Annotated in this window: 22 protein-coding genes; 10 read left to right on the top strand and 12 right to left on the bottom strand. The window is 73.8% G+C overall.

The features are described 5' to 3' along the window. Positions 1 to 111: 111 nt before the first annotated feature. Positions 112 to 921, bottom strand: coding sequence for a maleylpyruvate isomerase family mycothiol-dependent enzyme (locus O1G21_RS07580; RefSeq protein ID WP_270141893.1), 810 nt, complete (start codon positions 919 to 921; stop codon positions 112 to 114). Positions 922 to 1,062: 141 nt separating this feature from the next. Between O1G21_RS07580 and O1G21_RS07575 the strand changes: the two genes are divergently transcribed. Further along, positions 1,063 to 1,818: an acyltransferase gene (locus O1G21_RS07575; protein ID WP_270141890.1), complete on the top strand. Its 756-nt coding sequence runs from the start codon at positions 1,063 to 1,065 to the stop codon at positions 1,816 to 1,818. Between the two features lie 242 nt (positions 1,819 to 2,060). Here the strand turns inward: O1G21_RS07575 and O1G21_RS07570 are convergent, their stop codons facing one another. Next, on the bottom strand, positions 2,061 to 3,437 hold the full coding sequence (locus O1G21_RS07570; protein WP_270141888.1) for a PucR family transcriptional regulator: 1,377 nt from the start codon (positions 3,435 to 3,437) through the stop codon (positions 2,061 to 2,063). A gap of 306 nt (positions 3,438 to 3,743) precedes the next feature. Between O1G21_RS07570 and O1G21_RS07565 the strand changes: the two genes are divergently transcribed. Beyond that, positions 3,744 to 4,586 (top strand): esterase/lipase family protein, encoded by an 843-nt coding sequence (locus tag O1G21_RS07565; protein ID WP_270150817.1) that lies wholly within the window; start codon positions 3,744 to 3,746, stop codon positions 4,584 to 4,586. 73 nt (positions 4,587 to 4,659) lie between these two features. Here the strand turns inward: O1G21_RS07565 and O1G21_RS07560 are convergent, their stop codons facing one another. Together O1G21_RS07560 and O1G21_RS07555 are read right to left on the bottom strand one after the other, a co-directional pair. Further along, the gene (locus O1G21_RS07560) at positions 4,660 to 5,238 is read right to left on the bottom strand and encodes a HutD/Ves family protein (protein ID WP_270141886.1); all 579 of its coding nucleotides are present in this window, start codon (positions 5,236 to 5,238) and stop codon (positions 4,660 to 4,662) included. Between the two features lie 144 nt (positions 5,239 to 5,382). Further along, positions 5,383 to 6,741, bottom strand: coding sequence for an MFS transporter (locus tag O1G21_RS07555; RefSeq protein ID WP_270141885.1), 1,359 nt, complete (start codon positions 6,739 to 6,741; stop codon positions 5,383 to 5,385). 17 nt (positions 6,742 to 6,758) lie between these two features. On the opposite strand from O1G21_RS07555, the gene O1G21_RS07550 reads away from it, so the two are divergent. Beyond that, positions 6,759 to 8,033 (top strand): ROK family protein, encoded by a 1,275-nt coding sequence (locus O1G21_RS07550; protein WP_405000598.1) that lies wholly within the window; start codon positions 6,759 to 6,761, stop codon positions 8,031 to 8,033. A 144-nt stretch (positions 8,034 to 8,177) separates the two neighbouring features. Beyond that, positions 8,178 to 9,308: a PLP-dependent cysteine synthase family protein gene (locus O1G21_RS07545; protein WP_270141883.1), complete on the top strand. Its 1,131-nt coding sequence runs from the start codon at positions 8,178 to 8,180 to the stop codon at positions 9,306 to 9,308. Between the two features lie 118 nt (positions 9,309 to 9,426). Here the strand turns inward: O1G21_RS07545 and O1G21_RS07540 are convergent, their stop codons facing one another. From O1G21_RS07540 to mscL, 5 genes are all read right to left on the bottom strand, one after another. Then, positions 9,427 to 9,741, bottom strand: coding sequence for a DUF6191 domain-containing protein (locus O1G21_RS07540; protein ID WP_270141882.1), 315 nt, complete (start codon positions 9,739 to 9,741; stop codon positions 9,427 to 9,429). A 47-nt stretch (positions 9,742 to 9,788) separates the two neighbouring features. Further along, complete coding sequence (locus O1G21_RS07535; RefSeq protein WP_270141880.1) at positions 9,789 to 12,251, bottom strand: right-handed parallel beta-helix repeat-containing protein; 2,463 nt, start codon at positions 12,249 to 12,251, stop codon at positions 9,789 to 9,791. A gap of 355 nt (positions 12,252 to 12,606) precedes the next feature. Then, a complete protein-coding gene (locus O1G21_RS07530) occupies positions 12,607 to 13,482 on the bottom strand; it encodes an MOSC domain-containing protein (RefSeq protein WP_270141878.1) in 876 nt (291 codons plus the stop codon). 223 nt (positions 13,483 to 13,705) lie between these two features. Then, entirely contained in the window at positions 13,706 to 14,485 is a 780-nt protein-coding gene (locus tag O1G21_RS41715; protein WP_405000597.1) for a DUF6643 family protein, read from the bottom strand. Between the two features lie 388 nt (positions 14,486 to 14,873). After that, entirely contained in the window at positions 14,874 to 15,323 is a 450-nt protein-coding gene (mscL, locus tag O1G21_RS07520; protein WP_270141876.1) for a large conductance mechanosensitive channel protein MscL, read from the bottom strand. 446 nt (positions 15,324 to 15,769) lie between these two features. Here mscL and O1G21_RS07515 point away from each other — a divergent pair, with 446 nt between their 5' ends. From O1G21_RS07515 to O1G21_RS07505, 3 genes are all read left to right on the top strand, one after another. Then, positions 15,770 to 16,972 carry a glycosyltransferase family 4 protein gene (locus O1G21_RS07515; RefSeq protein ID WP_270141874.1) on the top strand — a complete coding sequence of 401 codons (1,203 nt, stop codon included), beginning with the start codon at positions 15,770 to 15,772 and terminating at the stop codon, positions 16,970 to 16,972. Positions 16,973 to 17,171: 199 nt separating this feature from the next. Next, positions 17,172 to 17,846, top strand: coding sequence for a thiol:disulfide interchange protein DsbA/DsbL (locus O1G21_RS07510; protein ID WP_270141871.1), 675 nt, complete (start codon positions 17,172 to 17,174; stop codon positions 17,844 to 17,846). 83 nt (positions 17,847 to 17,929) lie between these two features. Beyond that, a complete protein-coding gene (locus O1G21_RS07505) occupies positions 17,930 to 18,805 on the top strand; it encodes an alpha/beta fold hydrolase (protein ID WP_270141869.1) in 876 nt (291 codons plus the stop codon). 18 nt (positions 18,806 to 18,823) lie between these two features. On the opposite strand, the gene O1G21_RS07500 is transcribed toward O1G21_RS07505, so the two are convergent. Further along, a complete protein-coding gene (locus O1G21_RS07500) occupies positions 18,824 to 19,570 on the bottom strand; it encodes an SAM-dependent methyltransferase (protein WP_270141867.1) in 747 nt (248 codons plus the stop codon). Positions 19,571 to 19,693: 123 nt separating this feature from the next. Beyond that, positions 19,694 to 20,842 (bottom strand): glycosyltransferase, encoded by a 1,149-nt coding sequence (locus O1G21_RS07495; protein WP_270141866.1) that lies wholly within the window; start codon positions 20,840 to 20,842, stop codon positions 19,694 to 19,696. A gap of 57 nt (positions 20,843 to 20,899) precedes the next feature. Between O1G21_RS07495 and O1G21_RS07490 the strand changes: the two genes are divergently transcribed. Next, a complete protein-coding gene (locus tag O1G21_RS07490) occupies positions 20,900 to 21,670 on the top strand; it encodes a glutamate racemase (protein ID WP_270141864.1) in 771 nt (256 codons plus the stop codon). Positions 21,671 to 22,313: 643 nt separating this feature from the next. On the opposite strand, the gene O1G21_RS07485 is transcribed toward O1G21_RS07490, so the two are convergent. Next, positions 22,314 to 23,474, bottom strand: coding sequence for a polysaccharide deacetylase family protein (locus O1G21_RS07485; RefSeq protein WP_270141862.1), 1,161 nt, complete (start codon positions 23,472 to 23,474; stop codon positions 22,314 to 22,316). 340 nt (positions 23,475 to 23,814) lie between these two features. Between O1G21_RS07485 and O1G21_RS07480 the strand changes: the two genes are divergently transcribed. Further along, positions 23,815 to 24,084, top strand: a complete 270-nt coding sequence (locus O1G21_RS07480) for a hypothetical protein (protein WP_270141860.1) — start codon at positions 23,815 to 23,817, stop codon at positions 24,082 to 24,084. A gap of 208 nt (positions 24,085 to 24,292) precedes the next feature. Next, a complete protein-coding gene (locus O1G21_RS07475) occupies positions 24,293 to 24,781 on the top strand; it encodes an NUDIX hydrolase (protein ID WP_270141859.1) in 489 nt (162 codons plus the stop codon).

Raw genomic sequence — 24,781 nt, 5'->3', positions numbered from 1 at the left:
ACGACTGACAGCGGACGGCTGACAGCCGACAGCCGACGGTGACTACTGGTGGCGGGCCCGGCCGACTGAGCCGACCCAGCCGGTCGAAGGTCCGGCCGGGTCGGCTCGGGCTCAGCGGATCGCCGCGTTGTCCCGCCAGAGGTCGAGCAGGTCCCGGTCGCCACTGAGCTCGACCTGCCCGGCCTGCTCCGCCTGATCGGGGCGCCCCGCGCGCTCCGCCTGCCCGGTCTGTCCGACCGTCAGCCGGTTCCAGAGCAGCAGGTAGAGCTCGCGGGCCGGCCCGGTGATGGTCAGATCGGCCGGTTCGGGGCTTTCCTCGGTGGTGACGGCGAGCGGCTCGCGGGAGAGGGTCAGGCGCCAGGAGCCGGGGCCGTCGGTCGTCCGGACCTGGACGGTGCGCAGGCCGTCGCTGTGCACCTTCGCCCGGCCGCGGGTCATGAAGCCCCGCAGCAGCTCGTCGATGCCGTCCGCAGCGAGCGCGGTGTCCACGGCCGGGCCCGGCGAGCCGGCCGCCGCGTCGGCGTCGAAGCGGTGGACGGCGGTCTCGTGCGCCTGGCGCCGGGCCCAGAAGGCCAGCGGGCTGGGCGCGGGCAGGAAGGTCCAGCACTCGAGTTCGGCCGGGGCCTCCTCCAGCGTCGTCACGAGCGCTGCGTGGCCCTCGCGGAACCAGTCGAGCAGCGCGGCGTCCGAGGGGTCCGGGCCGATGACTGCCTGCGTGCCCGCCTCGTCCAGGACCGTCCGCAGCCCCTGCGAGGGGTAGGCGGCGGCCCAGCGGTGGACCTGGCCGACGTGCCGCACCAGATCGCCCAGCCGCCAGTCCGGGCAGGTCGGTACGGGGGCGGTGAGGTCGGTACGGGCGGCGGCGTCGGCCAGCAGGGCGCCCTCGCGGCGCAGCGCGTTGATGTGTTCGGAGATCTCCACGGGGTGGAGTCTTTCACCTCGGGCCGACCGCGGTGGCGGATTTCGGACGGTCGTGGGGGTGGGACCGAGGGGCTGGTGGGACGGGTGTGACATCGGCCTCCCGGCGGACGGACGGACGCTACGGGCCGGTAACGTGAGCGCATGCCGATAACCCGTTCCCTCCTCTCCACCGTCCGGTCCGGTGGCCGCCGGGCCGCCGGACGCCTCGTGCACCGGGGCTGGCGCTGGATGCAGCGGACCGGCGCCGTCACCAACCGGAACCCGGGCCCGTACCGGTTCGGCGAGCTGGGCGACGGCACGACCCTGGCCTTCCCGCTCGGGGCGGTGTTCAACGAGCAGTGGATCACCATTGGGCCGTTCTCGATCATCGGCGAGCGGGTCACCATCAGCGCGGGCTTCCTGCCCGGGCTCGACCTCGGCCCGGAGCCGATCGTCCGGATCGGCGGCGGCTGCGTGATCGGCCGGGACAGCCACATCGTCGGCCACCAGTCGATCGTCATCGGCGACGACGTCTGGACCGGCCCCGGAGTGTACGTCAGCGACCAGGCGCACGAGTACCGGGACACCGAGCTGCCGATCGGCAAGCAGTGGCCGCGCAACGAGCCGGTGGAGATCGGCACGGGCAGCTGGATCGGCACCGGCGCGGTGATCATGCCGGGGGCGCGGATCGGGCGCAACGTGGTGGTCGCGGCGGGTGCGGTGGTGCGCGGCGAGGTGCCCGACCACAGCGTGGTCGCCGGGGCCCCGGCCAAGGTGGTCCGCCGCTGGACCGAGGAGGAGGGCTGGCAGCCGCCGCTGCGCCACGAACCGCCGCGGCCGGTGCCGGACGGGGTGACGGCGGAGCAGCTGCGCGCGCTGGTCGGGTGGGACCTGCGGTTGCCGGGGGAGCAGGGCTGAGCATCGCCTTACTCGTTCGGGAGCCCGAACCTGGACGTGGACGGTGTCCGGGCCGGGCGACCGACACCGCCGGGTGGACCTTCCAGCGCTGCGCCGGCATCGGACAGGACGGCGTGGTCGGGCCGCGGACCTGGTCCACGCTGGACGGCTGGGTGGGGGCTCCCACGCCAACCTGACCTGCTGAGGCCCGGCCCATCACCGCTGCCTGCGCCCCCGTACCCGGTGGCGCGGGCAGCATGCCGTCACAACTGGGCTGCAGGGGAAGGACGTTCGGCTGGCTGGCGAGCCGGGGCCGACTGTTCGGCAGTCCGCGCGGCGATGGCGGCGGTGATCCGCAGGACGTCGGCCGGGCGCGCCGGGTCCAGGCCGGTGAGGACGGCGATCCGGCGCAGCCGGTAGTCGACGGTGTTCGGGTGCAGGTGCAGGGCGCTCGCGGTGTGGCGGCGGTTGAGGCCGCCGGCCAGGTGGGTGCGCAGGGTGGTGAGCAATTCCCCGCCGTCGGCGAGCGGTTCGAGCAGGGCGGCGAGCCGGGAGCGGGCCCGGCTGGGCCGGGTCAACTGGTACTCCAGTAGGACGTCGTCCAGCCGGTGCAACCCGGGCGGGAGGCCGAACGCCCTGGCGACGTCCAGGACTTCGTAGGCGAGGGCGGCGGCGCCGGGCACTTCGGCGGGTGTCGCGGCGCAGGCTCCGGCCAGCACGGGCACACCGGCCGCGCGAGCCGCGGCGGCGAGGGCGGCGGCGAGCTGGGGCCACGGCTCCGCTGCGGCCTCCCCGACGGACGGATCGGCGGACCGGTCCGGCGGAGTGTCGAGCGGGAGGAGCACCAGGCCGCCCGAGGGGGTCAGCGAGGTGAGCGCCGACTGCCGGGTGCGGTGGTCGAGTTCGGCGCCGAAGCGGCGGAGCTTGCGGCGGGCGGCGATGCCCGGATCGACGCCGGGGGAGTGCTCGTCCGGGTGGTCGGCGAGGGACAGGCAGAGCACGGCGTAGCCGGCCGGTAGCTCCGTCCCGGCCCGGGCGGCGGCTTCCGCGGCGGGGGTGCCGGCGAGCAGGGCGGTGAGCAGGGACTGCCGGGCGGTGGAGCGCCGGTCGCCGGCCGAGCGCTGACCGTCAAGGAATCCGGTACCGGCGGCGATGGTGGCCCGGCGGAGCTGGTCGAGCAGCAGGCGGTTGAGCAGCAGCAGGTCGGCGGCGTCACCCGCGTGGGCATCCCGGGTGAGGAACTCCCAGCAGACCTCCAGCCCGAGGTGGTGGGCGAGCAGGACCGCGTCCAGCGGCAGGCCCTCCTCGGCGCGGCGCGCGGCGGCCTCGCGTACGGCGGTGAACTCCTCGGCGGGGGCGGGGAGTCCGGTGCGGACGGCGTGGGCGAGGGCGCGGATGCGGCGCTCGGCGTCCCGGGTGAGCTCGCCGGTGAGCTGTTCACGGGGGAGACGGCGGTAGATCGGCACGCGGTCCAGCAGGGCGGTGACCACGCTTGCGGCCAACTCGCGGACGCCGCCGAGGAGTCGCTGATCGGCCGGGAGTCCGCCGATCACCGGGACGCGCCACGGGGCGGCTTGGTCGGCCGGGGCGGGTTGATCGGCCGGGTCCGCGGGGGAGCTGGTGGGGCGGTTCGTGGGCACTGCGGTGGTGCGGTTCGTGGGCACTGCGGTGGTGCGGTTCGTGGGGGCGCAGTGGGGTGCGTTGTGACCGGTCACAGAGAACACCGTCCAGGTCTGGGGAACGCCCAAGGGCCGGGCCGGAGGGGCGACCGCATCATTGAGCCACTCGGGTTACCTGTTGGTAACAAACTTCGGCTGTGGAGGCAACAGTTGAGAACCCCACTTCTCCGCTTCTCCTCAACTCCCTTGCGCCGTCGGCTCGGCGGAGCCTTCGGCGCGGCGGTACTGGCGGGCGCGCTGCTGGTCGGCGCGGCGGCGGCCCCCGCCATGGCGGCGCCCGCGGCGGCTCCCGCCGTCACCGCCGCGACCGAACTCCCGCCCGACGGCGACTCGGTGGCCTCACCTCCCGGCGCCAACGACTGGAGCTGCCGACCGTCCGCCGCGCACCCCTACCCGGTGGTGCTGGTGCACGGCACCTTCGCCAACCGCTACGAGAACTGGCTGGCGCTCTCCCCGCTGCTCAAGGGCCTCGGCTACTGCGTCTTCGCCGTCGACTACGGCACCATCCCCGGCATCACCTCCACCGGCAGCGGTCTGCTGCTGCCGATCGGAGGCCTCGGAGCGGTGCCCACGTCGGCGGCCCAACTCGCCCACTTCGTCGACCTGGTGAGGTCCGCGACCGGTGCGGCCAAGGTCGACGTCGTCGGGCACTCGCAGGGCGGCATGCTGCCGAACTACTACCTCAAGTTCCTCGGCGGGGCCTCGAAGGTGGACACGCTGGTCGGCCTGGCGCCGTCCAACCACGGCACGACCCTCGACGGGATCACCAGGCTGGCGCCGTACTTCCCGGGCGTGGCCGACCTGATCTACACCGTCTGCCAGGCTTGCCGCGACCAGGCGGTCGGCTCCGACTTCAACGCCACCATGGCCTCGCGGCCGGACACCGTACCGGGCGTGCACTACACGGTGATCTCGACGGTGTACGACGAGGTCGTCACTCCCTGGCGGACCCAGTTCCTGAACGGGCCGGACGTGGACAACGAGGTGCTGCAGGACCACTGCCCGGTCACGCTGGCCGAGCACGTGGCGATCGCGTTCTCGCCGACGGCGCTGCACCTGGTGACCAACGCCCTGGACCCGGCGAACGCCACGCCGGTGTTCTGCGGCTGACGGCTCGCCGTCGGCGTGGCGGCCGCCGCTGCCCGTGCCCCCGGTCGCTCCGGGGGCACGGGCAGCGGGCTGCTCAACTTGCGGTGGCGGTACGGAAGGTGACGGCGGCGGTGACCCCGTCGGGCCGCAGCGCGTGGGTGCCGGGGGTGTCGAGCAGCGCGGCGTCGTAGCGGGTCAGCGCGGTGGCGTCGAGGGTGACCGAACCGGCGAGGCAGACCAGCAGGAGGGTCGCGGCGGGCGGGAGCTGGACGGCGCCGGGCTCGGTGATCAGGTCCACGGCGGCCTCGATCCGGCCGCGGCGGGTCATCACGTTGAAGTCCACCACCGGACCGCCCAGCAGCCGGCAGTCGGTCGTGGCGTCGCCGGGGAAGGCGAACGGGCGGAACGGGGCGTCGACCACCTGCTCGACACCGTCCACGGTGAGCGCCATGCCCGTGCCCTCGACCAGGGTGATCACCCGGTCGATCCCGGGGAACGGCGAGAAGGGCCCGGCCGAGGCCACGTCGGCGAGGCTCACCCGCCAGTCGAAGTCGTTCAGCCCTGCTCCGGCGGGGAACCCGGCGACCTCCCTGGTCACCCCGCCCCCGTTGAGCCACGTGGTGGCCGGGCGCTCGCTCGCCCGCAGTACCTGGATGCGTCCGGTGGTGGTCATGGGTCCGCATCCTGCCACCTGTGGGGTGGATCCGTCGGGTGCGGGGCTGGGGACGGATGACACCGAACGGATGACAGATGATGAAATCTGTTATCCGTTCGGTGTCATTCGTCACCTGTCGGCCGTTGCCCCGCCCGCCGCTCGTCAGCGTCGTCCGACCGCCAGCGGCAGCAGGGCCGCCGTCGTGGCCGCGACCGCGACCGTGGTGAGGGCCAGCGGCAGTCCGGCCGCGTCGGCGAGGAAACCGATCACCACCGGCCCGATCAGCATCCCGCCGTACCCGAGCGTCGAGGCGAGCGCGACGCCCTGAGGCCCGCCCGTCGCACCGGCACGCGCGATCGCGAGCGGGAACAGGTTGGCCAGCCCGAGGCCGACCAGGATGAACCCGCCGATGGCCAGCGGCACCGCGGGAGCGAGAGCGGCGACCAGCATGCCGACCGCCGCAGTCGTCCCGCCGAGCAGCATCAGCCGGTTCTGGCCGAGCCGTATGGACAGCCAGGTGCCGCCCACCCGCCCGCTGGTCATGGCGAAGGCGTACGCGGCGTACCCGCCGGCGGCCGTTCCCGCGCTCGCGTGCACGTCGTCGGTGAGGTGGAGGGTGGTCCAGTCGGCGATCGCGCCCTCGCCGTACGCCGTGCACAACGCCGTGAGCCCGAACATCAGCACCAGCAGCCGGACGTGTGCCCCGGCCGGGCGACCAGCGGAGTTCTCAGCCGTTCCCGTCGCGGAGTTCTCACCCGGGCCCTCACCCGGGCCCTCACCCGGGCCCGCATCAGCCCCGGACCCGGCCCCGGCCCCGGACGGGGACGCAGCTCCGGACCCGGCCCCGGACCCGCCACCGCCGCGCTCCGGCGCGACCATCGGCACCGCCGGGCTGCACAGCAGCACGACGCCCGCGCCGACGGTGACGGCCAGCCCCAGCAGCCCGCCGAGCGCGAGCGCCCACGCGGTGGTCAGCCGGCCGGCGAGCAACCCTCCGAAACCCGCGCCGACCAGCCCGCCCAGGCTGTACCCGGCGTGGAAGCTGGGCATGACGGGTCGGCGCAGCTGCGCCACCAAGTCGACGGCGGCGCTGTTCATGGCGACGTTGGCGCCGCCGTACCCGGCGCCGAACAGCAGCAGCGCCCCGCCCAGGGAGTACACCGAGTGGGCGTGCGCGGGCAGCGGTATGGAGAGACTGACCAGGGCGAGCGAGCCGACCGTCATCGGGCGGGATCCGTACCGCAGGCAGAGCCGGCCGACCACCGGCATGGTGGCGACGCCGCCGATCGACAGGCAGAGCAGGGCGAGTCCGAGGGCGCTGTGCGAGGCGCTGACCTGGCTGCGGACGTCCGGGATGCGGACGACCCAGGCGGCGAACAGGAAGCCGTCGACGGCGAAGAAGGCGGTGAGTGCGAGCCGCGCGGCGCCCCAGGGTCTGTCGGGCGCCGGGGGTGTGCTGCGAGACTGTGGGGAGGCGTCGTCGGGGTGGCGGTGGGCACGGATTTTGTTTCGAAGCGGCACAAAGTAACAATAGGGGCGTGCAGCTCTCACCTTCAAGCCCGCGGCCCCGCTCCGGGACCGACCCCGACGCGCAGCGCGACGCCCACCGCCGCGCGGCCCCCGACCGCGGTCGGACGCTGCTCGGTCCTGCGCTCTCGCTGATCCACACCGGCCAGACGCCCACCCGTTCCGCGCTCACCCGCGCGCTGGACGTCACCCGGGCGACCGCCGGCGCGGTCACGGCCGAACTGGAGGCGCTCGGCCTGATCACCGTCGACTCGCGCCCGGCCGGCGGTGGCCGCGGCCGCCCCTCGCACCGCCTGGCGATCGACCCGCAGGGCCCGGTCGTGGTCGCCGGGCAGATCCACGCCGACGGGCTGAGCGTCACCCTGGCCGGCCTCGGCGGACTCCTCGACCCGCCGGTCCACCTGCCGCTGCCCGCCGCCACCGACCCGGTCCGGATGCTGCGCGCGGTCGCCCAGGCCGGCGCCGAACTGGCCCGCTCGACCAGCCGTCGTTGCCTGGCGGCCGCGCTCGCGCTGCCCAACCCGGTCACCGAGCCGGACGGCACCGCGCTCGCCGCGCTGCACTTCGCCTGGCCCAGCGGCACGCCGGTCGCCGACCTGTACGACGTCGAGGTCGGCCGTGCCGACCACGGCCCGAACGCGGTGCGGCCGTTGCCCACCGCCATCGCCAACGACGCCAACCTCGCCGCGCTCGCCGAGTACCGGCACGGGGCCGGGCGCGGCGCCCGGCACCTGCTCTTCGTCACCTCCGGCCACCGCGGCGTCGGCGGCGCCCTGGTGATCGACGGCCACCTGCACACCGGCAGTGCCGGGCTCGCCCTGGAGGTCGGCCACCTCACCGTCGACCCGCAGGGCCGTCCCTGCGTGTGCGGCAACCGGGGCTGCCTCAACTCCGAAACCGACCCCGACGCGCTGTTCGCCGCCGCCGGCCTCACCCCGGAGCCGGGGCGCCCGCTGCTCGACCAGGCGCGCGAACTGTGCTGGGCGGCCGCGACCGACGAGCGGGCGCGGGCGGCGGTGGAGCACGTGATCGACCGGCTCGGGCTCGGACTGGCCGGGGTCGCCAACATCCTCAACCCGGACCGGGTGGTGCTCAGCGGACTCCACCTCGACCTCCTGGAAGCCGCCCCCGACCGCCTGCGCGCGGTGGTCGCCGAGCGTAGCCTGTGGGGCCGCAGCGGACGGGTGCCGATCGTCGGCGCGGAGCTGGCGCACGGCGCGCTCGCGGGCGCGGCCGAGCTCGGCTGGGGACCGTACCTGGCGGACCCGCAGGCCGTCCCGGTGTAGTGGCGGGAGTGCGGTCCGGGCGCGATGACGGGAGTGCGGCCCAAGCGCGATAAGCGGAAGCTGTGCCTCCGAAAACGGTCACTTATCGTGACTCTCATACACTCGTAGTGAGCAACGGGGGGCCGCAATGAGGGAGAAGTGACCATGAGCACCCAGTCCGGTGTGAGCCTCGGCATCGAGCCGACCGTCGACGTCGACCGCTCGGACCCGAACTACCGCGCCTGGCTCAAGGAGGCGGTGCGCAAGGTCCAGGCCGACGCGAACCGCTCCGCCGACACCCACCTGCTGCGCTTCCCGCTGCCGGCAGAGTGGGGGATCGACCTCTACCTCAAGGACGAGTCCACCCACCCGACCGGCTCGCTCAAGCACCGCCTCGCCCGCTCGCTCTTCCTGTACGGGCTCTGCAACGGCTGGATCCGCCCCGGCAAGCCGGTGATCGAGGCCTCCAGCGGCTCCACCGCCGTCTCCGAGGCGTACTTCGCCCAGCTGATCGGGGTGCCGTTCATCGCGGTCATGGCGAAGAGCACCAGCCAGGCCAAGATCGACCTGATCGAGTTCCACGGCGGCGAGTGCCACCTGGTCGAGCGCTCGGACGAGGTGTACGAGGCCTCCGCGCGGCTCGCCGAGGAGACCGGCGGGCACTACATGGACCAGTTCACCTACGCCGAGCGGGCCACCGACTGGCGCGGCAACAACAACATCGCCGAGTCGGTCTTCGCCCAGCTGCGCCTGGAGCCTCACCCCGAGCCGGCCTGGATCGTCGCCACCGCCGGGACGGGCGGCACCTCGGCGACCATCGCCCGGTACGTGCACTACATGCAGTACGACACCCGGATCTGCGTCGCGGACCCGGAGAACTCCTGCTTCTTCGACGGCTGGGTCAACCACGACCCGGGCGCCGTCTGCGCGAGCGGCTCCCGGATCGAGGGCATCGGACGGCCCCGGATGGAGCCGAGCTTCGTGCCGGGCGCGGTCGACCGGATGATGAAGGTGCCGGACGCCGCCTCGATCGCCGCGGTGCGGGTGCTCGAGCAGGTGCTCGGGAAGAAGGCGGGGGCCTCCACCGGGACGGGGCTGTGGAGCGCACTGCGGATCGTCGCGGAGATGCGGGCGGCCGGTCGGACGGGCAGCGTGGTCAGCCTGATCTGCGATCCGGGGGACCGCTACCTGGACAAGTACTACTCGGACGACTGGCTGGCCGGCGAGCGGATCGACATCGCGCCGTACCGGGCCGCGATGGAGTCCTTCCTGGCCGGCGGCGCCTGGACGGGCTGACAACTGACAGAAGACAGCTAACAGCTAACAGCTGACGGATGACAGATTTCAGATTCTGTCATCCGTCAGCTGTCACCCCGTCCCCCGTCGCCCCGTCAGCCCGTCAGCCCGTCAACCGTCACACCGTCCGCCGCCGGATCACCGCCCGCCCACCCGCGAGGTCGATCCCCGTGCGCTTCGGCGCACCGTCGTGCTCGTCGTCCCGCAGCACCAGTTCGATCCGCCGCTGTTCCAGCTGCACCCGCTTGCTCGGGTAGAGCAGCGCGTGCAACTCCTCCGTCGCGGTCGCCCCCGCGCCCCGGCCGCCCGCCGAGGTGCCCGGTTCCACCGCCGCCGGCCGGCGGTAGAACCGCCGCACCACCGCACCGAGGAAGAACAGAACCACCAGTCCGGCCGGTAACAGCAATCCGCCCGCCGCGCCGTTCAGAAGCATGCCCATGCACCCCCGACGGCTCGAAGCCGTCGGCGAGTTCCCGACCCCTACGGCAGCGGCACGGTCGGCAGGTCCGCCGGGACCAGCAGTTGCAGCTCCTCCGTGGACGGATCGGCCAGGGCCGCCACCCGCACCGCGTGGCGCTCGACCATGGTCTCGAACACCTGCCGAGCGGTGCGCCCGTTGCCGAAGTTGGGGCCGCGGTCCAGCCGGGCGAAGTGCTCCAGCAGCGCGTCCTCGGTGGCGTCGGAGAGCGCGTACTCGTGCTCCGCGCACTGCGCCCGGGCGATCTCGAGCAGCTCGTCCGCCGTGTAGTCGGGAAACGTGATGGTGCGTGAGAACCGTGACGAGACACCGGGGTTGGCCGACAGGAAGCGCTCCATCTCGGCGGTGTAGCCCGCCACGATGACGACCACCTCGTCCCGGTGGTCCTCCATCAGCTTGACCAGGGTGTCGATCGCCTCCCGCCCGAAGTCCCGCGCGCCGTCCTCGGGCGCGAGCGCGTACGCCTCGTCGATGAAGAGCACCCCGCCGCGCGCCCGGTCGAAGGCGGCGGCGGTGCGGATCGCGGTGGACCCGATGTGCTCGCCGACCAGGTCGACCCGGGCCACTTCGACCAGGTGCCCGCGCTGGAGCACCCCGAGCGAGGCGAGGATCTCGCCGTACAGCCGGGCGACGGTGGTCTTGCCGGTGCCCGGGGCACCGGTGAAGACCAGGTGCCGGCGCAGCGAGGGCGCCTTGAGCCCGGCCTGGCGGCGGCGCCGGCCGACCGAGATCAGATCGATCAGGGTGCGCACCTCCTGCTTCACCGTGGCCAGTCCGACCAGCGAGTCCAGCTCGGCGAGTGCCTCGTCGGCCGGCCGGCAGTCCGGGATCGGCGCGATCGCGGAGGTCGCCGCCGCGGCGGCCGAAGCGGCCGAGGCCGCCGAGGACATCGATGCGGCAGTCAACACGGGTGTGGCCGCGATCAGTTGGGCCGTCCGTGGGCTCGGCAGGTCCGGCAGTCCGGAGGTCCTCGCGCCCGCCGGAGCGGCCGGTGCCACGTCGTCCGAGGTGCACCCCTCGGCGATCGGTCCCGGTTCGGAGAACTCGAACCCGGTCCGCTCGTTCTGCTCCGCCCGGCAGCGGGTCAGCTGGGTGCGGCACCCGTCGATGATGTGGAAGCCGAAGCCCTTGCCGTGCGAGACCCGGCAGTCCTCGAAGGTGCCCCGCCCCTGCGCCGAGACGTACACCCCGGCGTCCGTGCTCGCCCGTACGGTGCATTCGCGCAGCACCGGGTCGGCGCCCTTGGTGACGATCACGCCGGTGGCGACGTCGGAGATCTCGCAGTCGGTCAGCAGCCCGCCGCTGCCGTGGTCGCGGAACCAGAGTCCGGTCCCGGCCTCCTGCACCCGGCAGGAGGCCAGCGAGACCGTGGCTCCACCGCTGACCGAGACCGCCGAGCTGCGGATCCGGCTGAACGAGCAGCCCTGGGCGACGGCGGCGGAGTCCCGGTCGAGGACGAACAGCGCGTCCGGCAGGTCGTGCAGCGAGCAGTCGGTGAGGGTGAGCCGGGCGCCGTCGCTGACCCACAGTGCCGGGTACTCGCCGGTGGAGCCGTGGATCTGGCAGGACTCGGCGACCGCCTCGGTGCCCTGGTCCCAGACCGACAGCGCCCCGCGCCCGAAGTCCCGGACGGTGCTGTGGACGAGGCTGAGCCTGGCGCGTCCGCGCAGGTCGGCGCCGTTCTCCGGCAGGTCGTGCACCCGGCAGCCGGTGAGCACCAGTTCGGCCTCACCGTCCAGGGTCAGGCCGTTGCCGGTGACCCGGTGGATGTCGCAGTCGACCAGCCGTCCGCCCGCCTGCGCCTCGGCCTGCACGCCGCTGCCGCGGATCTCGTAGATCTCGCAGCCGGTGAGCTCGGCCGCGCTGCCCGGGTCGGAGAGCAGCACGCCGGCGCCGGAGGCGTGGTGCACCCGGCAGCGGTCCAGCACGGCGGTCGCTCCGCCGAGGACGGCGAGTCCGGCCTGGCCGGCCGCGGCGACCTCGCAGTCCTCGAAGGCGGCGGCCGTTCCCTCGCCGCGCAGCCGCAGCCCGAGCCCGCCCGGGTTGGCGACCACGCAACCGCGCAGGGTCGGCCGGGCCCCGCCGCTGACCTCGACCCCGGTGGCGGAGCGGGTCTCGATCCGGCAACCGCGGAACGCGGGCGTCGCCTGCGGCCCGGTGACCAGGACGGCCGGAGTGGAGCTGTCACCGCCCTCGACGACCAGGTCCTCCACGGTCGCGGCGGCGGTGACGGTGATCGCCACTCCGGAGGCCGGTTCGATCCGGACGGTGCCCGGGCCCTGGGCCGGGACGATCGTCACCGGCTTGTCCAGCAGCACGTTCTCCCGGAAGGTGCCCGGCCGGACGGTCACGGTGTCGCCCGGCTCGGCGGCCGCCAGGGCCTCCGTGAGCGTGTCGTACTCGCCCGCGCGGCGACGCCAGCGGGATGCGCTGTCCTGGGTGACCCGGACCCTGTGCTCAGCCATGACGGTCTGTCGTCCCCACCTTCGTCGTGCCGGCGATCAACGGGCCGTGGGCGCGGGGGTGCGCGGGCCGTCCGCCCACCGTAGCGCGCCCCGGCGGGTGATCCGGCCGCCCGTCCTGGCCCGCCCGGGCGGTCGGCCCGGCCGCCCGTCGCCGCGCGGACACCGGGGGCGCCCACCGCGGCCACAGGTTCCGACCACTTGTTTCAACGAGCGCGCACAGTCGGAGTTCCTCGCCGGGCGCGTACGGCCGGGGTTCTTCCGTACCGGCAGGCCGCCCGCGGAACAGCCGCCCGCGGAACGGTCACCCGCCCAGCTCCGGCCGGCGCCCGCCGACGGCTCAGCGCCCGTCGGCGGCTCAGTGCCCGTCGGCAGGCCAGTGCGCCCCGTCCTCCAGGACCTCGACGTCGTCGCCGAGCCGCAGCGTGCCCAGCACGTCGCCCCCGACGCCGGCCGGCCGCTCGGGGATCAGGTTCTGCCCGAACGCGGCCTTGCGCAGCAGCTTGTGGTGCCGGGCCAGGGTGCGCAGCGGCTCGGGGCCGCGCCGCTCGCCGCTCTCCTGGTCGGTGGTGGTGACCACGCAGCGGCCGCAGGGCTTGACCACCTTGAAGGTGAGCGCGCCGATCCGGATCCGGCGCCAGCCGTCCTCGGCCCAGGGCTCGGCGCCGCTGACCACCACGTTGGGGCGGAAGCGTTCCATCGGCAGGGTCTCGTGGCCCTCCGGGTGCTCGGCGGCGATCAGCTCGTTGAGCCGGTCCAGCGAGGTGGTGGTGGTGAGCAGCAGCGGGAAGCCGTCGGCCATCGAGACGGTGTCGCCGGGCTCGCCGTACTCGGGGTCGACGGGCCGGGCGCGCGGGTCGTCCAGGTGCACCAGGCGGTAGTCGCCGAGGTGTTCGGCGATCCACAGGTGCGCCTCCTGGGCGGCCTCGACGGCGCGGAAGCGGGTGCCCCAGACCTCGACCTCGGCGACCGGGGCGCCGGTGGCGACGGCGGGGGCGGCGACCTCGATCCGGGAGCCGTCGGGGGCGGTCAGCGTCAGCGTGCCGTCGGGCAGCGGGTGGACCCGGATCTGCCCGAGGGCGGCGTTCTCGCGCTGGCTGACGAAGCGCCCGGTGGGGTCGGCGAGCATCCAGCGCCGGTCTCCGGCCAGACCCCAGGGGTGGACCGCGGCGGTGTCCGGGCTCAGGCGGTACATCGACTTGACTGGGTAGACGTGGAGTCCGGTGAGCTGCATTCCCCCATCCTGCCAGCAGCGTTCCGGCCGGTCGCACGGCCCCCGGGGCGCTTCGAGCGCGATGGTGCCGGTACGCGCACGGACCGCCCGGTACGCCGTGGGGGGCGTTCCGGGCGGTCCGTGGATGACCCGTTTCTCCGTTCGCCCGGCGTTCAGGGGTCGCCGGGTGGTGCTCAGGTGGTGCGGGTGCGAGCCGGTGGGGCGGCCCCGTGGTGCCAGTGGCTCAGTAGCCCTGGGCCTGCGGCTGGTAGCCGCCCTGCTGGAAGCCGCCGGGCTCGCCGTACGGGCCCGGCCGCTGCGGCTGCATCGGGCGGACCGGCGCGACCGGCGCCATGGCCGGGCGCAGCTGGGCGCCGCCGAAGCCCTGGTCGCCGGGGCCGGCCGGGTTCGGACCGCCGAAGGACTGCTGGCCGCCGAAGCTCTGCGGACCGCCCTGCGGGAGGCCACCGGGCTGGCCCTGGCCGAAACCGGCCGGTCCGCCGGTCGACTGCGCGCCGAAGGTCTGCTGGCCGCCCTGGCCGATGAAGGTGTTCTGGCCGCCGAAGCTCTGGCCGCCGGTGGGCTGGTAGCCGCCGCTGGCGGTCTGGGCGAAGGCCGGGGCGGCGGGCTGCGGCCGCTGGTACGGCTGGGGGGCGCCGTATCCGGGGGCCGGCGGCTGCGGGGCGGAGGCGTACGCCGGCGCGGACTGCGCGGGGATGTACGCCGTGGCCGGGCCGGCGGAGGGGCCGCTGCTCGGGCCGGGGCCCAGGGCGAGGCGGGCGGGCGGCAGCGCGGGGAGGTTGCTGCCGGGGGTCTCGTACCCGTTGCCGTACCGGTTCTCGTAGGACTGGCCGAGGCCGGATCCGTAACCGGAGGACAGGGCCGGCGGCAGGGCGGCCGGCACGTTGATGGGTGCGATCTGGGGAACGCCGCGCTCAGCCACGAGGCTGTCGTAGATCGGCGTGCCGGAGGAGAAGGACGGAGAGGGGTAGCCGACTCCGTCGTAGGAGCGGGGCGAGGTCATGGGGCATACGGTAAGCCCACAATGCGCCTGCTGAGGAGAGCGGGAGAGGGAGCAGTTCGAGTGTTTACACAGTCTTCGCTCGCACAAAGGTTTCGAAAGTAGGAAGAACGGACATACTGGCGCTCAGTTCCGGACAACCCTGGCGCCCCGTCAGTGATCGAACAGCGCCCGGACGCGGCGGCCGGGAAAGTCTTGCGGTGACCGGCCGGTGGACGGGCGGGGCCTCATGGAGAAACTTTTGCGGACGGGGCGTGCGCGGGCGCATTCGAGCCCCCGCCGACGGTGCGGCGGGGGCTCGTGAATGTTTCGGGAATAAATTTCCCGTCAGCGCCCACGGCGGACGATCCGAGCCGGCCGCAGGAGCGCTCCACAGGCCGCCGTCAGGACGTCAGTGCGTCTGCAGCGGGTGGGACTGCGCGGGCAGGCCCGGCCGGGCGGCGACCTCGGTGGTGCAGAACGAGCAGCGGGTCGCGGCGGCCGGGATCGAGCTCAGGCACTCCGGGCACTCTACCTTGGCGGCCGGCGCGGGCTTGGCCTTCTCGAAGCGGTCCTGCAGCTTGCCGACCGGCACCACCACGGCGAAGTAGATCACCGCGCTGAACAGGACGAACCCGATCACGGCGTTGACGAAGAGGCCGTACGGGAACTTGGTGCCGCCCACCTCGAAGGTCTTCTGGGTGAAGTCGCCGACCGCACCGGTGGCGACCCCGACCAGCGGGGTGAGGAAGGCGCTGACGAACCCGGTGACGACGGCGGTGAAGGCCGCGCCGATCACGATGCCGACCGCGAGGTCCACCACGTTTCCGCGCAGCAGGAAGCTGCGGAATCCCTTGAACACCGGGTGACTCCAAATCCGAACGGGGAAGGGGGAGATGGGGCAGCACGGCAGGGCCCCGGCCGGACATCCTGCCGACCGGCCAGGGGCGAGGTCCAACCCGCGTTCACCCGATCCGCGTAACCGGCCGACCGGTCGGCCCGACCCCCCGTCCCGGCCCGACCCGGCGCACCCGGCTGATGCGCAGGCCCTCCGCGTACCGGCCTATCGGCGTCTTACGGCTCGTTCCCCGCCCGATGGTGTGAGCCGGTCCTTGACACAAGGGGTACGAGGGAGCGGAGGGCGGCAGTGTGGTGCGGCCGGGGGTGAAACGGGGCGCAGGGCGGTCGCAACCGGCGCACGACGGCGGCCCTTCAGCGCACACCGGGTGTACGGGCGCGGGCGCGCGGGCCACCGCGAGGTTGCGCGAAGGGGCTGTACCGGGCGAAGCGCTGTGCCAAGGTCGGTCCATGCCCGACCACACGGCGGCCGATTCGGCCGGAGTCCGCCCGCGTGTCCTGCACCTGATCAGCGACGAACGCCGGGGCGGCGCCCAGAACTTCGCCCGTGACCTCCACCGGGAACTGCGCCGCCGGGGCCAGGCCTCCGCGCTGTGCGCCCTCGCCCCGCACCCGGCCGTGCCACCCGCGCGGCCGGGTGCGGCCGTATCGGGGGTGTGCACCGCCGGGACGGCCGTTCCGGGCACCTGCGGAGAGGGGTGTCCCGACACCGCCAGGGTGCGCGCCGCCGCCGTCCTCGGTCCCGGCCGCCTGCGCCCCACCACCCTGCGGGCGCTGCGCTCCGCCGCCCGGGCCGCCGACGTCGTGCTCGCCCACGGCTCCGACACCCTGGCCGCCTGCGCCCTCGCCCTGGTCGGCACCCGCACCCCCTTCGTCTACGTCTCCGTCGGCCACCCCCGCTACTGGACCGCCAACCGGCTGCGCAGACTGCGCGGCGGCGCCCTGATGCACCGTGCCGCCGCCGTCACCACCCTCACCGACGAGGCGCGCGAGGTGCTGGAGGAGCAGTTCCGGCTGCCCGGGGGCAAGGTCCGGGTGATCCCCAACTCCCGTGCCGCCGAGAGCTATCCGCCCGCCGACGGCCGGGCCGACCGGCGCGCCGCCCGACACGCCCTGGGTCTGCCCGCGGACGTCCTGCTGGTCGCCTGGATCGGCGCGATATCCCCCGAGAAGCGGCTCGACCTCGCCCTCGACGTACTCGACCGGCTTCCCGACGTCCGGATGGCCGTCGCCGGGGACGGCCCGCTGCTGGAGACACTGGCCCGCCACCCGGCCGCCGCCCGCGCCCACTTCCTCGGCCCGCTGCCCGACCCGGCGCCGCTCTACCGGGCCGCCGACGCGCTGCTGCTCACCAGCGACAGCGAGGGCGTGCCCGGCGCGCTGATCGAGGCGGCCCTGGCGGGGGTGCCGGCTGTGGCGACCGACGTCGGCTGGGTGCGCGAGGTGGTCCGGGACGGTGCCACCGGAGCGCTGGTCGCCCCGGGGGACCCGCTCGCGCTGGCCGAGGCGCTGGCCAAGGTGCTGTCCTGCAACGGCGCGGGCCTCGGCGCGGCCGCCCGGGCGCACGCGCTGGAGCACTTCGAGCTGGGCGCGGTGGTGGACGACTGGCAGCGGCTGGTCGCCGAGGTCTGGACGGACGATCCCGCTCGCTGACGGCAGGGCCCTCCGGCCGCCGAGCGCCGATGACCGCCACCGGCGCGCCGAGCCCCGACGTGCCGACGCGCGCCGCCGAGCCCCGACGCGCGCCGCCGCGCGCTACGGGATGAGCCCAGTTACGCCGTTCGAGCGAATCCGGGCCAGCCGTTCCGTACCGACTCGCCGGTAACGGACCGTCACCAGCAAACTGCCCGATGTGAACTCGAATTCGCTGCTGCGGTCCGCCGTCCTGCTCGCCGTCGCCGCCGGGATCGCCGTGTCCCCCGTCCAGGCCGGTGCGGTGACCCATCAACCCCCCACCGAGGGTGCCCAGTTCGTCAAGCTCGACCACGCTCAGCCGGTGCGTGAGAGCGCCCGCACCGAGGTCGTCGAGTTCTTCTGGTACGACTGCAGTCACTCCCAGGCGTTGGAGCAGCCGCTGCAGGCCTGGGCGGAGAAGCACCGCGCCGACGTCGCGCTGCGCCGGGTCCCGGCGATCTGGCAGGGCAGCCCGGACGAGGGCGTGCAGCGTGCCCATGCGCGCCTGTACTACACGCTGGAGCGCCTCGGCCTGGTCGAGCAGCTGCAGACCAGTGCCTTCCGCTCGATCCACACCGACGGCGCCGACCTCACCACCGAGGCGGCCGCCACCGACTGGGCGGTGCGCCACGGCGTCGACGCCGAGCGCTTCCGCACGGCCTACCGCTCCGCCGAGGTCGGCCGGTCGGTGGACGACGCGGTCGTCCAGTTCGTCCGGTACGGAGTCAACGAGCTGCCGACGGTGGTCGTCCAGGGCGAGTACCGCACCTCGCCGACCAAGGCCGGCGGCGTCGAGGCGATGCCCGAGGTGCTGGACTACCTGGTGCAGCGGGAGCAGCTGCAGAAGCGCTGAACCCCGGCGGGCGGATGACGGTCGATCAGCTCGCTCGAACGAACCCCTTGCCTAACCATTCAGATGCTGTTTAATGGTTAGTTATGAGCGAGCTGACGATCCCGCACGTCCACCACCGCCACGTCGACCTCGACGGCCTGCGCGTCTTCTACCGCGAGACCGGCCCGGCCGACGCCCCCGTTCTCCTGCTGCTGCACGGCTTCCCCTCCGCCTCCCATCAGTACGCCCGACTGCTCGACGCGCTCGGCACCCACTACCGCCTGATAGCCCCTGACTACCCGGGCTTCGGCAACAGCGACAGCCCCGCGCCCGACGCCTTCCCGTACCGTTTCGACACCCTCGCCGACGTCATCGAGCGCTTCTGCCTTGCCCTCGGCCTGGACCGCTTCGCGATGTACGTCTTCGACTTCGGCGCACCGGTCGGCCTGCGGCTGGCCACCCGCCGGCCGGAGTGGATCACCGGCCTGGTGGTCCAGAACGGCAACGCGTACGAGGAGGGGCTCTCCGACCAGGCAAGGGAGTTCATCGCCCACCGGCGCGGCGTTCCCGGTGCCGAGGAGGTCGCCCGGTCGATCCTCACCCTGGACATCACCCGCAGCCAGTACGAGGGCGGCACCGGCGACCCGAGCCTGGTCGCCCCGGACGGCTGGACCCTCGACCAGCACTTCCTCGACCTGCCCGGCCGCAAGGACATCCAGGTCGAACTGGCCCTCGACTACTTCTCGAACGTCGAGCTCTACCCGGTCTGGCAGGACTGGCTGCGCGCCAACCAGCCGCCCACCCTGGTGGTTTGGGGGCGCAACGACCCCTTCTTCACCGAGGCCGGCGCCCGCGCCTACCTGCGCGACCTGCCCGGGGCCGAACTGCACGTCCTCGACACCGGGCACTTCGCACTGGAGGAGAAACTGCCCGAAATCGCCCCGCTGATCGACGACTTCCTCGCCAGGACGCAGAAGTAGTCGCCGCTGCCGGGGAATTCAGTCGCGGCGCAGCAGATAGGTGACGAAGCCGAGCGTTCCCCGGTAGCCGCGCAGCCAGTCGGCGCGGTGGCGGTCCGCGGCCTCGCGGGCAGCCGCCGCGTCCGGGTGGTCCGGGTGGTCCAGCGCCCACTCGGCCAGCGAACCCGTCCAGCAGAACTCGTAGTCGTCCCACTCCCGGGCCGTGCTGACGTGCCCGTACACCGGGGTCCAACCGTCCGCGAGGACCCGGTCGGTGGTGGTCGCCAGATCCGCGAAGTCCTCCGGGACGGCGCCCAGCCCGTCCAGGGCCTCCCGGGACGGCTCGCGCTCCCAGAACCCGTCGCCGACCAGCAACCGCCCACCCGGAGCGAGGAGTTCGCGGGCCGCCGCCAGTGTGGGCAGCAGCCCGTCGAAGGCATGGGTGGCGCCCACGCACAGCACCAGGTCGAAGGGCTCGCGGTCGGTGAACTCCCGGGCGTCCCGGTGGTGCAGGCCGATCCGGCCCACCACGCCGAGCGCGGTCGCCGTCTCCCGGGCCCGGGTCAGTGCCGCCGCGTCCACGTCCACCCCCACCGCCCGCCAGCCCGGTCGCGCGGCCAGCGCCCGCAGCAGCCACGCGCCCTCACCGCAGCCGAGGTCCACCGCCCGGCCGCTCTCCTGCCCGGCCAGCGCGCGGTCCAACAGACGGGCCACCGACCCGTCCGACAACGGCGCCGCGATCGGGTGGTGGGCATGGGCGAGCCGGGAGATCCGCTGACGGTCCATCCGAGCAGTATGGATCCGACCGGCCCGGCGCGCCCGCGGTTTTCCCGTGCCGCTCGTGTCCGCTCGTGTCCGCTCATGCTTGCTCATGCTCGCTCGTATCCGCTCAGGGCCGCTCAGGGCCGCTCATGCCCGCGAGTACGTCCGGCCCTTCCAGGCCGCGCCCCGGCCCCGCCAGTGCTGCACCGCCGAGTCCACCGTCATCAGCAGGTACAGCGAGGCCGTGAAAGGCAGCAGCACTACGGCCGCCGCCGGCTGCCCGTAGTACCGGACCATCGGGAGGTAGGTGCCCGCCATCAGCGCCCAGGCCGCCCCGCCCGCCACCGCCACCAGCGGCGCTCCCGCCACCAGACCGGCCACCGTCGCCACCGGCGGCACCAGGTACACCAGTGCCAGGCCCAGCACCGTTCCCAGCAGCAGCACCGGCGAGTGCCGCAACTGGGCGTACGCGCTGCGCGACACCATCCGCCACAACTGCTCCAGCCGGCGGTACGGGCGGACGCTGTCCACCTCCCCGGCCAGACCCAGCCAGGTGCGCCCGCCCGAGGACTTCACCGCCCGGGCCAGCGACACGTCGTCGATCACCGCCCCCCGGATCGCCGCCACCCCGCCCGCACGCTCCAGCGCCTCCCGCCGCACCAGCGAGCAGCCGCCCGCCGCGGCCGCGGTCCGGGAGCCGGGGCGATTGCTCCGGCGGAACGGGTACAGCTGGGCGAAGAAGTACACGAAGGCCGGGACGATCAGCCGCTCCCAACCGGTCTCCACCCGCAGCCGGGCCATCTGCGACACCAGGTCCAGCCCGTTGCCCTCGGCGGCGGCCACCAGCTCGGCCAGCGAATCCGGGCCGTGCGCGATGTCCGCGTCGGTCAGCAGCAGGTACTCGGCGTCCGGACCGGCCAGCTCCACCCCGTGCCGCAGCGCCCACAGCTTGCCCGTCCAGCCCGGCGGCAGCGGGGGAGGGGTGGTCACCGTCAGCTCCAGCCCGTCCATCGTCCGCAGCTCCGCCGCCACCGCGCCCGTGCCGTCCGAACTGTGGTCGTCCACCAGGATCACCCGCGCCCGCCCCGGGTACTTCTGCGCCAGCAGCGTCGGCAGGCTCACCGGCAGCACCGACGCCTCGTCCCGGGCCGGCACCACGATCACCGCCTGCGGCCACCGCACCGGCGGACGACGCGGTGGCAGCCGGACGTCGGTGCGCCAGAACAGACCGTGGCAACACGCCAGCCAGAGCCAGACCAGCAGGGAGAACGCGGCGATCCACAGCAGGACGGTCACCCCGGCAGTCTGCCGCAGAACCGGCCGGGACGGGGGGATCGACTAAAGTCTTGCCTCGTGAAGATCGCACTGATGGACTCTGGAATCGGCCTGCTGGCCGCCGCCGACGCCCTCCGGAAGCTGCGCCCCGACGTCGATCTGGTGCTCTCCTCCAACCCGGCCTCGATGCCGTGGGGACCGCGCACGCCCGAAGAGGTCACCGAACTGGCCCTCGGCTGCTGCCGGGCCGCGGCCGCCCTCGAGCCCGACGTCCTGGTGATCGCCTGCAACACGGCCTCGGTCCACGCGCTCGCCGCCCTGCGCGCCGAACTCGAGCCCGGGCTGCCCGTCATCGGCACCGTCCCGGCGATCAAGCCCGCCGCCGCACTCGGCGGCCGCGTCGCCATCTGGGCCACCCCGGCCACCACCGGCAGTGACTACCAGCGCGGACTCATCCGTGACTTCGGCGGCACCGCCGACATCACCGAGGTCGCCTGCCCCGGCCTCGCGGACGCCATCGAACACGGCGACGACGACGCCATCACCGCCGCCATCGCCGACGCCGCCGCCCGCACCCCGCAGGGCACCGACGCGCTCGTCCTCGGCTGCACCCACTACGAACTCGTCGCCGACCGCATCCGCACCGCCGTCGCCCCCACCGCCTCCCAGGCCCTCACCTTCCACGGCTCCGCCGACGCCGTCGCCGCCCAGGCCCTCCGCCGCGTCGCCGACCCCACCCGCACCGGCACCGGCACCCTCACCGTCCTCCACGCCGGCACCCCCGCCACCCTCCCCCCCACCGCCACCCTCTACCCCCAGGGCCTCACCCTCGCCCCCGTCACCGCCTGACCCACCCCCACCCCGAGGAACAGGAAGTCGACCAGGCCGACTTCCCACGCACCACCGGCAACACCCCTTGCTCGCGGGAACCCGGGCGACACGAGCGGGCCCAGCGCTACGGCGCAGGAAGTCGACCGGGCCGACTTCTGATGCAGCCCGGGCAACACCCTGAACTGCGGGGGCCTCGGGCGGCACGAGCGTTCGGGCCCGGGCGCGGCACCACGGCATAGGAAGTCGACCGGGCCGACTTCTCGCGCAGCCCGGGCAACACCTGATCGCGGGGCGGGCGAGCGTTCGGGCTCTGGGCGCGGCACCTGGCGTGCAGCTATGCGCATGGGAAGTCGGCTGGGTCGACGTCTCGCGCAGCGGCATGGGTGTTGCGGGGCGGCCGGTTCGCTCGGGCCGTGGACTTGTCGGCCGGCCGGCTTCTCGTGCTCCGATGGGCGAATGCCTTGGCGTCCCGTGCGGGCAGCCGAGCGCCTGGCCGGGCGTGGTGGCTGAATTGTGCGGTCCGGTGATGCCGTTCGGGCACACCGCGTGCCTCTCCGGCAGTACGCCGGAGGTGCGGAATTGGCCGGAAGAGTGCCCCGGCGCCCGAGCCGCCGCCGCGTGGGAAGTCGAGCCGGTCGACTTCCCACGGCGGCGGCAGCCGTCAGGCGACTGCTTGGCGGCGCCAGCGGCGGTAGGCGGGTTCGAGGCCGGAGAGGATGGTGTCGAAGCGGCGGGTGCTGGTGGTGGAGTCGACCTGGAGGCGGCTGATCTGGAGGGGGTGGGTGGGGAGACGGGGGCCGAGGCGGTGGTCGGAGAGGAAGCCGAGGCGGTAGCCGAGCTCCTGAAGAACGGTTTCGGCGCGGGGGTCGTGGCCGCCGTCGGGGTAGGCGAAGGCGATCGGGCGTTCGCCGAGCCAGTGGGTGAGGGCTTCGTGGGCGCCGGTGATCTCGGCGCGGACGGTGGCGTCGTCGCAGCGGCCGAGGCACGGGTGCCCCTGGGTGTGGTTGCCGATGGCGACGCCGCCGTCCCGCAGTGCGAGCAGGTCGGCGGGGGTGAGCTGTTCCTGGCGGGGTGGCCGGCGGTCGGCGCTGACCCGCAGTTCGTGCAGGCTGCGACGGCGGTCCGGGTCGGGCATGGCCTTGAGCCGGGGGAGCAGCTGGGAGGGGTGGCCGCAGTCGAGTGAGCGGGCGCGGCCGCCGTGGCGGGCGAGGAAGTCGGCCTCGTGCCACCAGAAGGGGCGCTCGGTGCCGATGAGTTCGGAGATGACGAAGGCGGTCGCGGGGATGCCGCGCGCGTCGAGGGCGGGCAGGGCGTGGGTGAGGACGCTCCGGTCGGCGTCGTCGAAGGTGACCAGCACGCTGCGCGGCGGCAGCGGCCGCCGCTCGGTGACGGCCTGGAGGACGGCCTCCAGCGAGACCGGGGTGGCGAGCCTTCGCAGTCGGTCGAGCTGGGCGCCGAAGGAGCGGTGGTCGGTCACCCCGTGGTAGGCGAGGACGGCGAGTCGCTGGGCGGCCCGGGCCCGGAACAATGGTTGTACGGGGGCGAACCGCAGCCATTCGCCCCGCGCGTCCTGCTGTTCCGTCCCGATCTGCTTCGCGTCGACGTGCCCCGTGTCGACGTGCCCCGCGTCGACCGGCCTCGCGCCGACAGGCCTCGCCTCGAAGCGCGAGGCCTCGAAGCACTTGGCCTCGACGGCCGGTCGGGTCCGGCCGGCGCCGTGGTGGTCGGCGGCGCAGCCGGTGGGCGGCGGCAGGGCCCGCACGCCGGGTACGGGCCTGGCGCGGGCTGTGGAGGTCGACGGGGTGGATTGGGTCTGCGGCAACGGTTCCCCCTTGGTCGCCGAGCGGCGTGGCGGTACCGCCGGAGGATGGAGCCCGGCCTCCGACTCCAGGGGGCGGCGGCTCCGCCCCCTGGGTATTCCGGTTCTCGGTGGGGGGTTCTCACCCGTCCCGTGAACGGCTCCTGGATCACTCGATGCCATTGAGACCGCTGCACCGGACGGATGGTTGTACCGGGGGGACGAGGATTTTTCGTGGACTGATTGTGGAGCACGCACACGCGTCCGCAGGCCAGGAGCACCCCGGACGGGCAGTTGCACAGCGTGTTCGGGCCGTCACTTCCTGCGGGCTGCCGCCCGGGCCGGCCCGGGGTACCTTGGGCTCATGGCAGATGCGGACCGTGATCCCTTCCATCTGCACGGTGCGACCCGCTGGGGACGCGCGTGCAGCGGTGGAGCCCTGGTCACCCACCGGATTCCGCTGGCCGTGGCGGGCCTGGCCTGCCTCGCGCTGGGCATCGTCGTGGCCGTGATCGTTCCGGACAGTGACGGTCCGGCCTGGGCGATGGCGGTGGCCGGCTGCCTGGCGACGGGCGTGCTGCTGCTCGGCCGGATCGTTTTCGGGGTGCTTCGCCGGCGGGGCGCCGCACTCTGACGGTGACCCGACAATTTTCCGCGCACCGAGTCGCCCGCGCCAGTGCGATTGATCAACAGATCGAACGAAATTGGCCAGAACGACCGAATGCCATCTCATCCGACAATCTCTCGCGCTCTTCTTTCACCATTTCCGGACAACGACTTCATCCCTCTTTACTGTGAATGGGTTCTCGAGCGGCACCAGACGGCTCGATAGGCTGCGCCCCATGGCGATACCCCCCTTCCTCCTCGAGCTCCGCTCCCTCGTGGGCACCCGTCCGCTCTGGCTGAGCGCCGTCGCCGCCGTCGTGGTGGACGACCGGGACCGGGTGCTGCTCGCCCGCCGGGTCGACGACGGGCGCTGGGCGTCGATCGGCGGCATCCTCGACCCCGGCGAGCAGCCGGCCGACGGCGTGGTGCGCGAGTGCCTGGAGGAGACCGGTGTGGTGGTCGTGCCCGAGCTGCTCGCCTCGGCCACCGTCACGCCGCCGGTCACCTACCCGAACGGCGATGTGACGGAGTACCTGGTGCTGACCTTCCGCTGCCGGGCGGTCGGCGGCGAGGCCCGGGTGAACGACGACGAGTCGTTGGAGGTGGGCTGGTTCGCACTGGACGAACTGCCGCCGATGCTCGACTTCGAGCACGACCGGCTGCGCCACGCGCTCGAGTGCCGCGGCCCGGCGGTCTTCACCTGGGGCGGCCGCGAGCACCCGTAG

This window comes from Kitasatospora cathayae (genome assembly GCF_027627435.1).
Taxonomy (GTDB): domain Bacteria; phylum Actinomycetota; class Actinomycetes; order Streptomycetales; family Streptomycetaceae; genus Kitasatospora; species Kitasatospora cathayae.
The sequence above is the reverse complement of the archived record's forward strand: the minus strand, read 5'-3'. Positions and strand labels throughout refer to the sequence as shown.

What these genes read in the sequence shown, in the direction of transcription:
- O1G21_RS07575 (WP_270141890.1), top strand. Translation starts at nt 1,063, where the DNA reads ATGCCGATAACCCGTTCCCTCCTCTCCACCGTCCGGTCCGGTGGCCGC.
- O1G21_RS07565 (WP_270150817.1), top strand. Translation starts at nt 3,744, where the DNA reads ATGGCGGCGCCCGCGGCGGCTCCCGCCGTCACCGCCGCGACCGAACTC.
- O1G21_RS07560 (WP_270141886.1), bottom strand. Translation starts at nt 5,238, where the DNA reads ATGACCACCACCGGACGCATCCAGGTACTGCGGGCGAGCGAGCGCCCG.
- O1G21_RS07545 (WP_270141883.1), top strand. Translation starts at nt 8,178, where the DNA reads ATGAGCACCCAGTCCGGTGTGAGCCTCGGCATCGAGCCGACCGTCGAC.
- O1G21_RS07540 (WP_270141882.1), bottom strand. Translation starts at nt 9,741, where the DNA reads ATGCTTCTGAACGGCGCGGCGGGCGGATTGCTGTTACCGGCCGGACTG.
- O1G21_RS07535 (WP_270141880.1), bottom strand. Translation starts at nt 12,251, where the DNA reads ATGGCTGAGCACAGGGTCCGGGTCACCCAGGACAGCGCATCCCGCTGG.
- O1G21_RS07530 (WP_270141878.1), bottom strand. Translation starts at nt 13,482, where the DNA reads ATGCAGCTCACCGGACTCCACGTCTACCCAGTCAAGTCGATGTACCGC.
- O1G21_RS41715 (WP_405000597.1), bottom strand. Translation starts at nt 14,485, where the DNA reads ATGACCTCGCCCCGCTCCTACGACGGAGTCGGCTACCCCTCTCCGTCC.
- O1G21_RS07515 (WP_270141874.1), top strand. Translation starts at nt 15,770, where the DNA reads ATGCCCGACCACACGGCGGCCGATTCGGCCGGAGTCCGCCCGCGTGTC.
- O1G21_RS07505 (WP_270141869.1), top strand. Translation starts at nt 17,930, where the DNA reads ATGAGCGAGCTGACGATCCCGCACGTCCACCACCGCCACGTCGACCTC.
- O1G21_RS07500 (WP_270141867.1), bottom strand. Translation starts at nt 19,570, where the DNA reads ATGGACCGTCAGCGGATCTCCCGGCTCGCCCATGCCCACCACCCGATC.
- O1G21_RS07480 (WP_270141860.1), top strand. Translation starts at nt 23,815, where the DNA reads ATGGCAGATGCGGACCGTGATCCCTTCCATCTGCACGGTGCGACCCGC.
- O1G21_RS07475 (WP_270141859.1), top strand. Translation starts at nt 24,293, where the DNA reads ATGGCGATACCCCCCTTCCTCCTCGAGCTCCGCTCCCTCGTGGGCACC.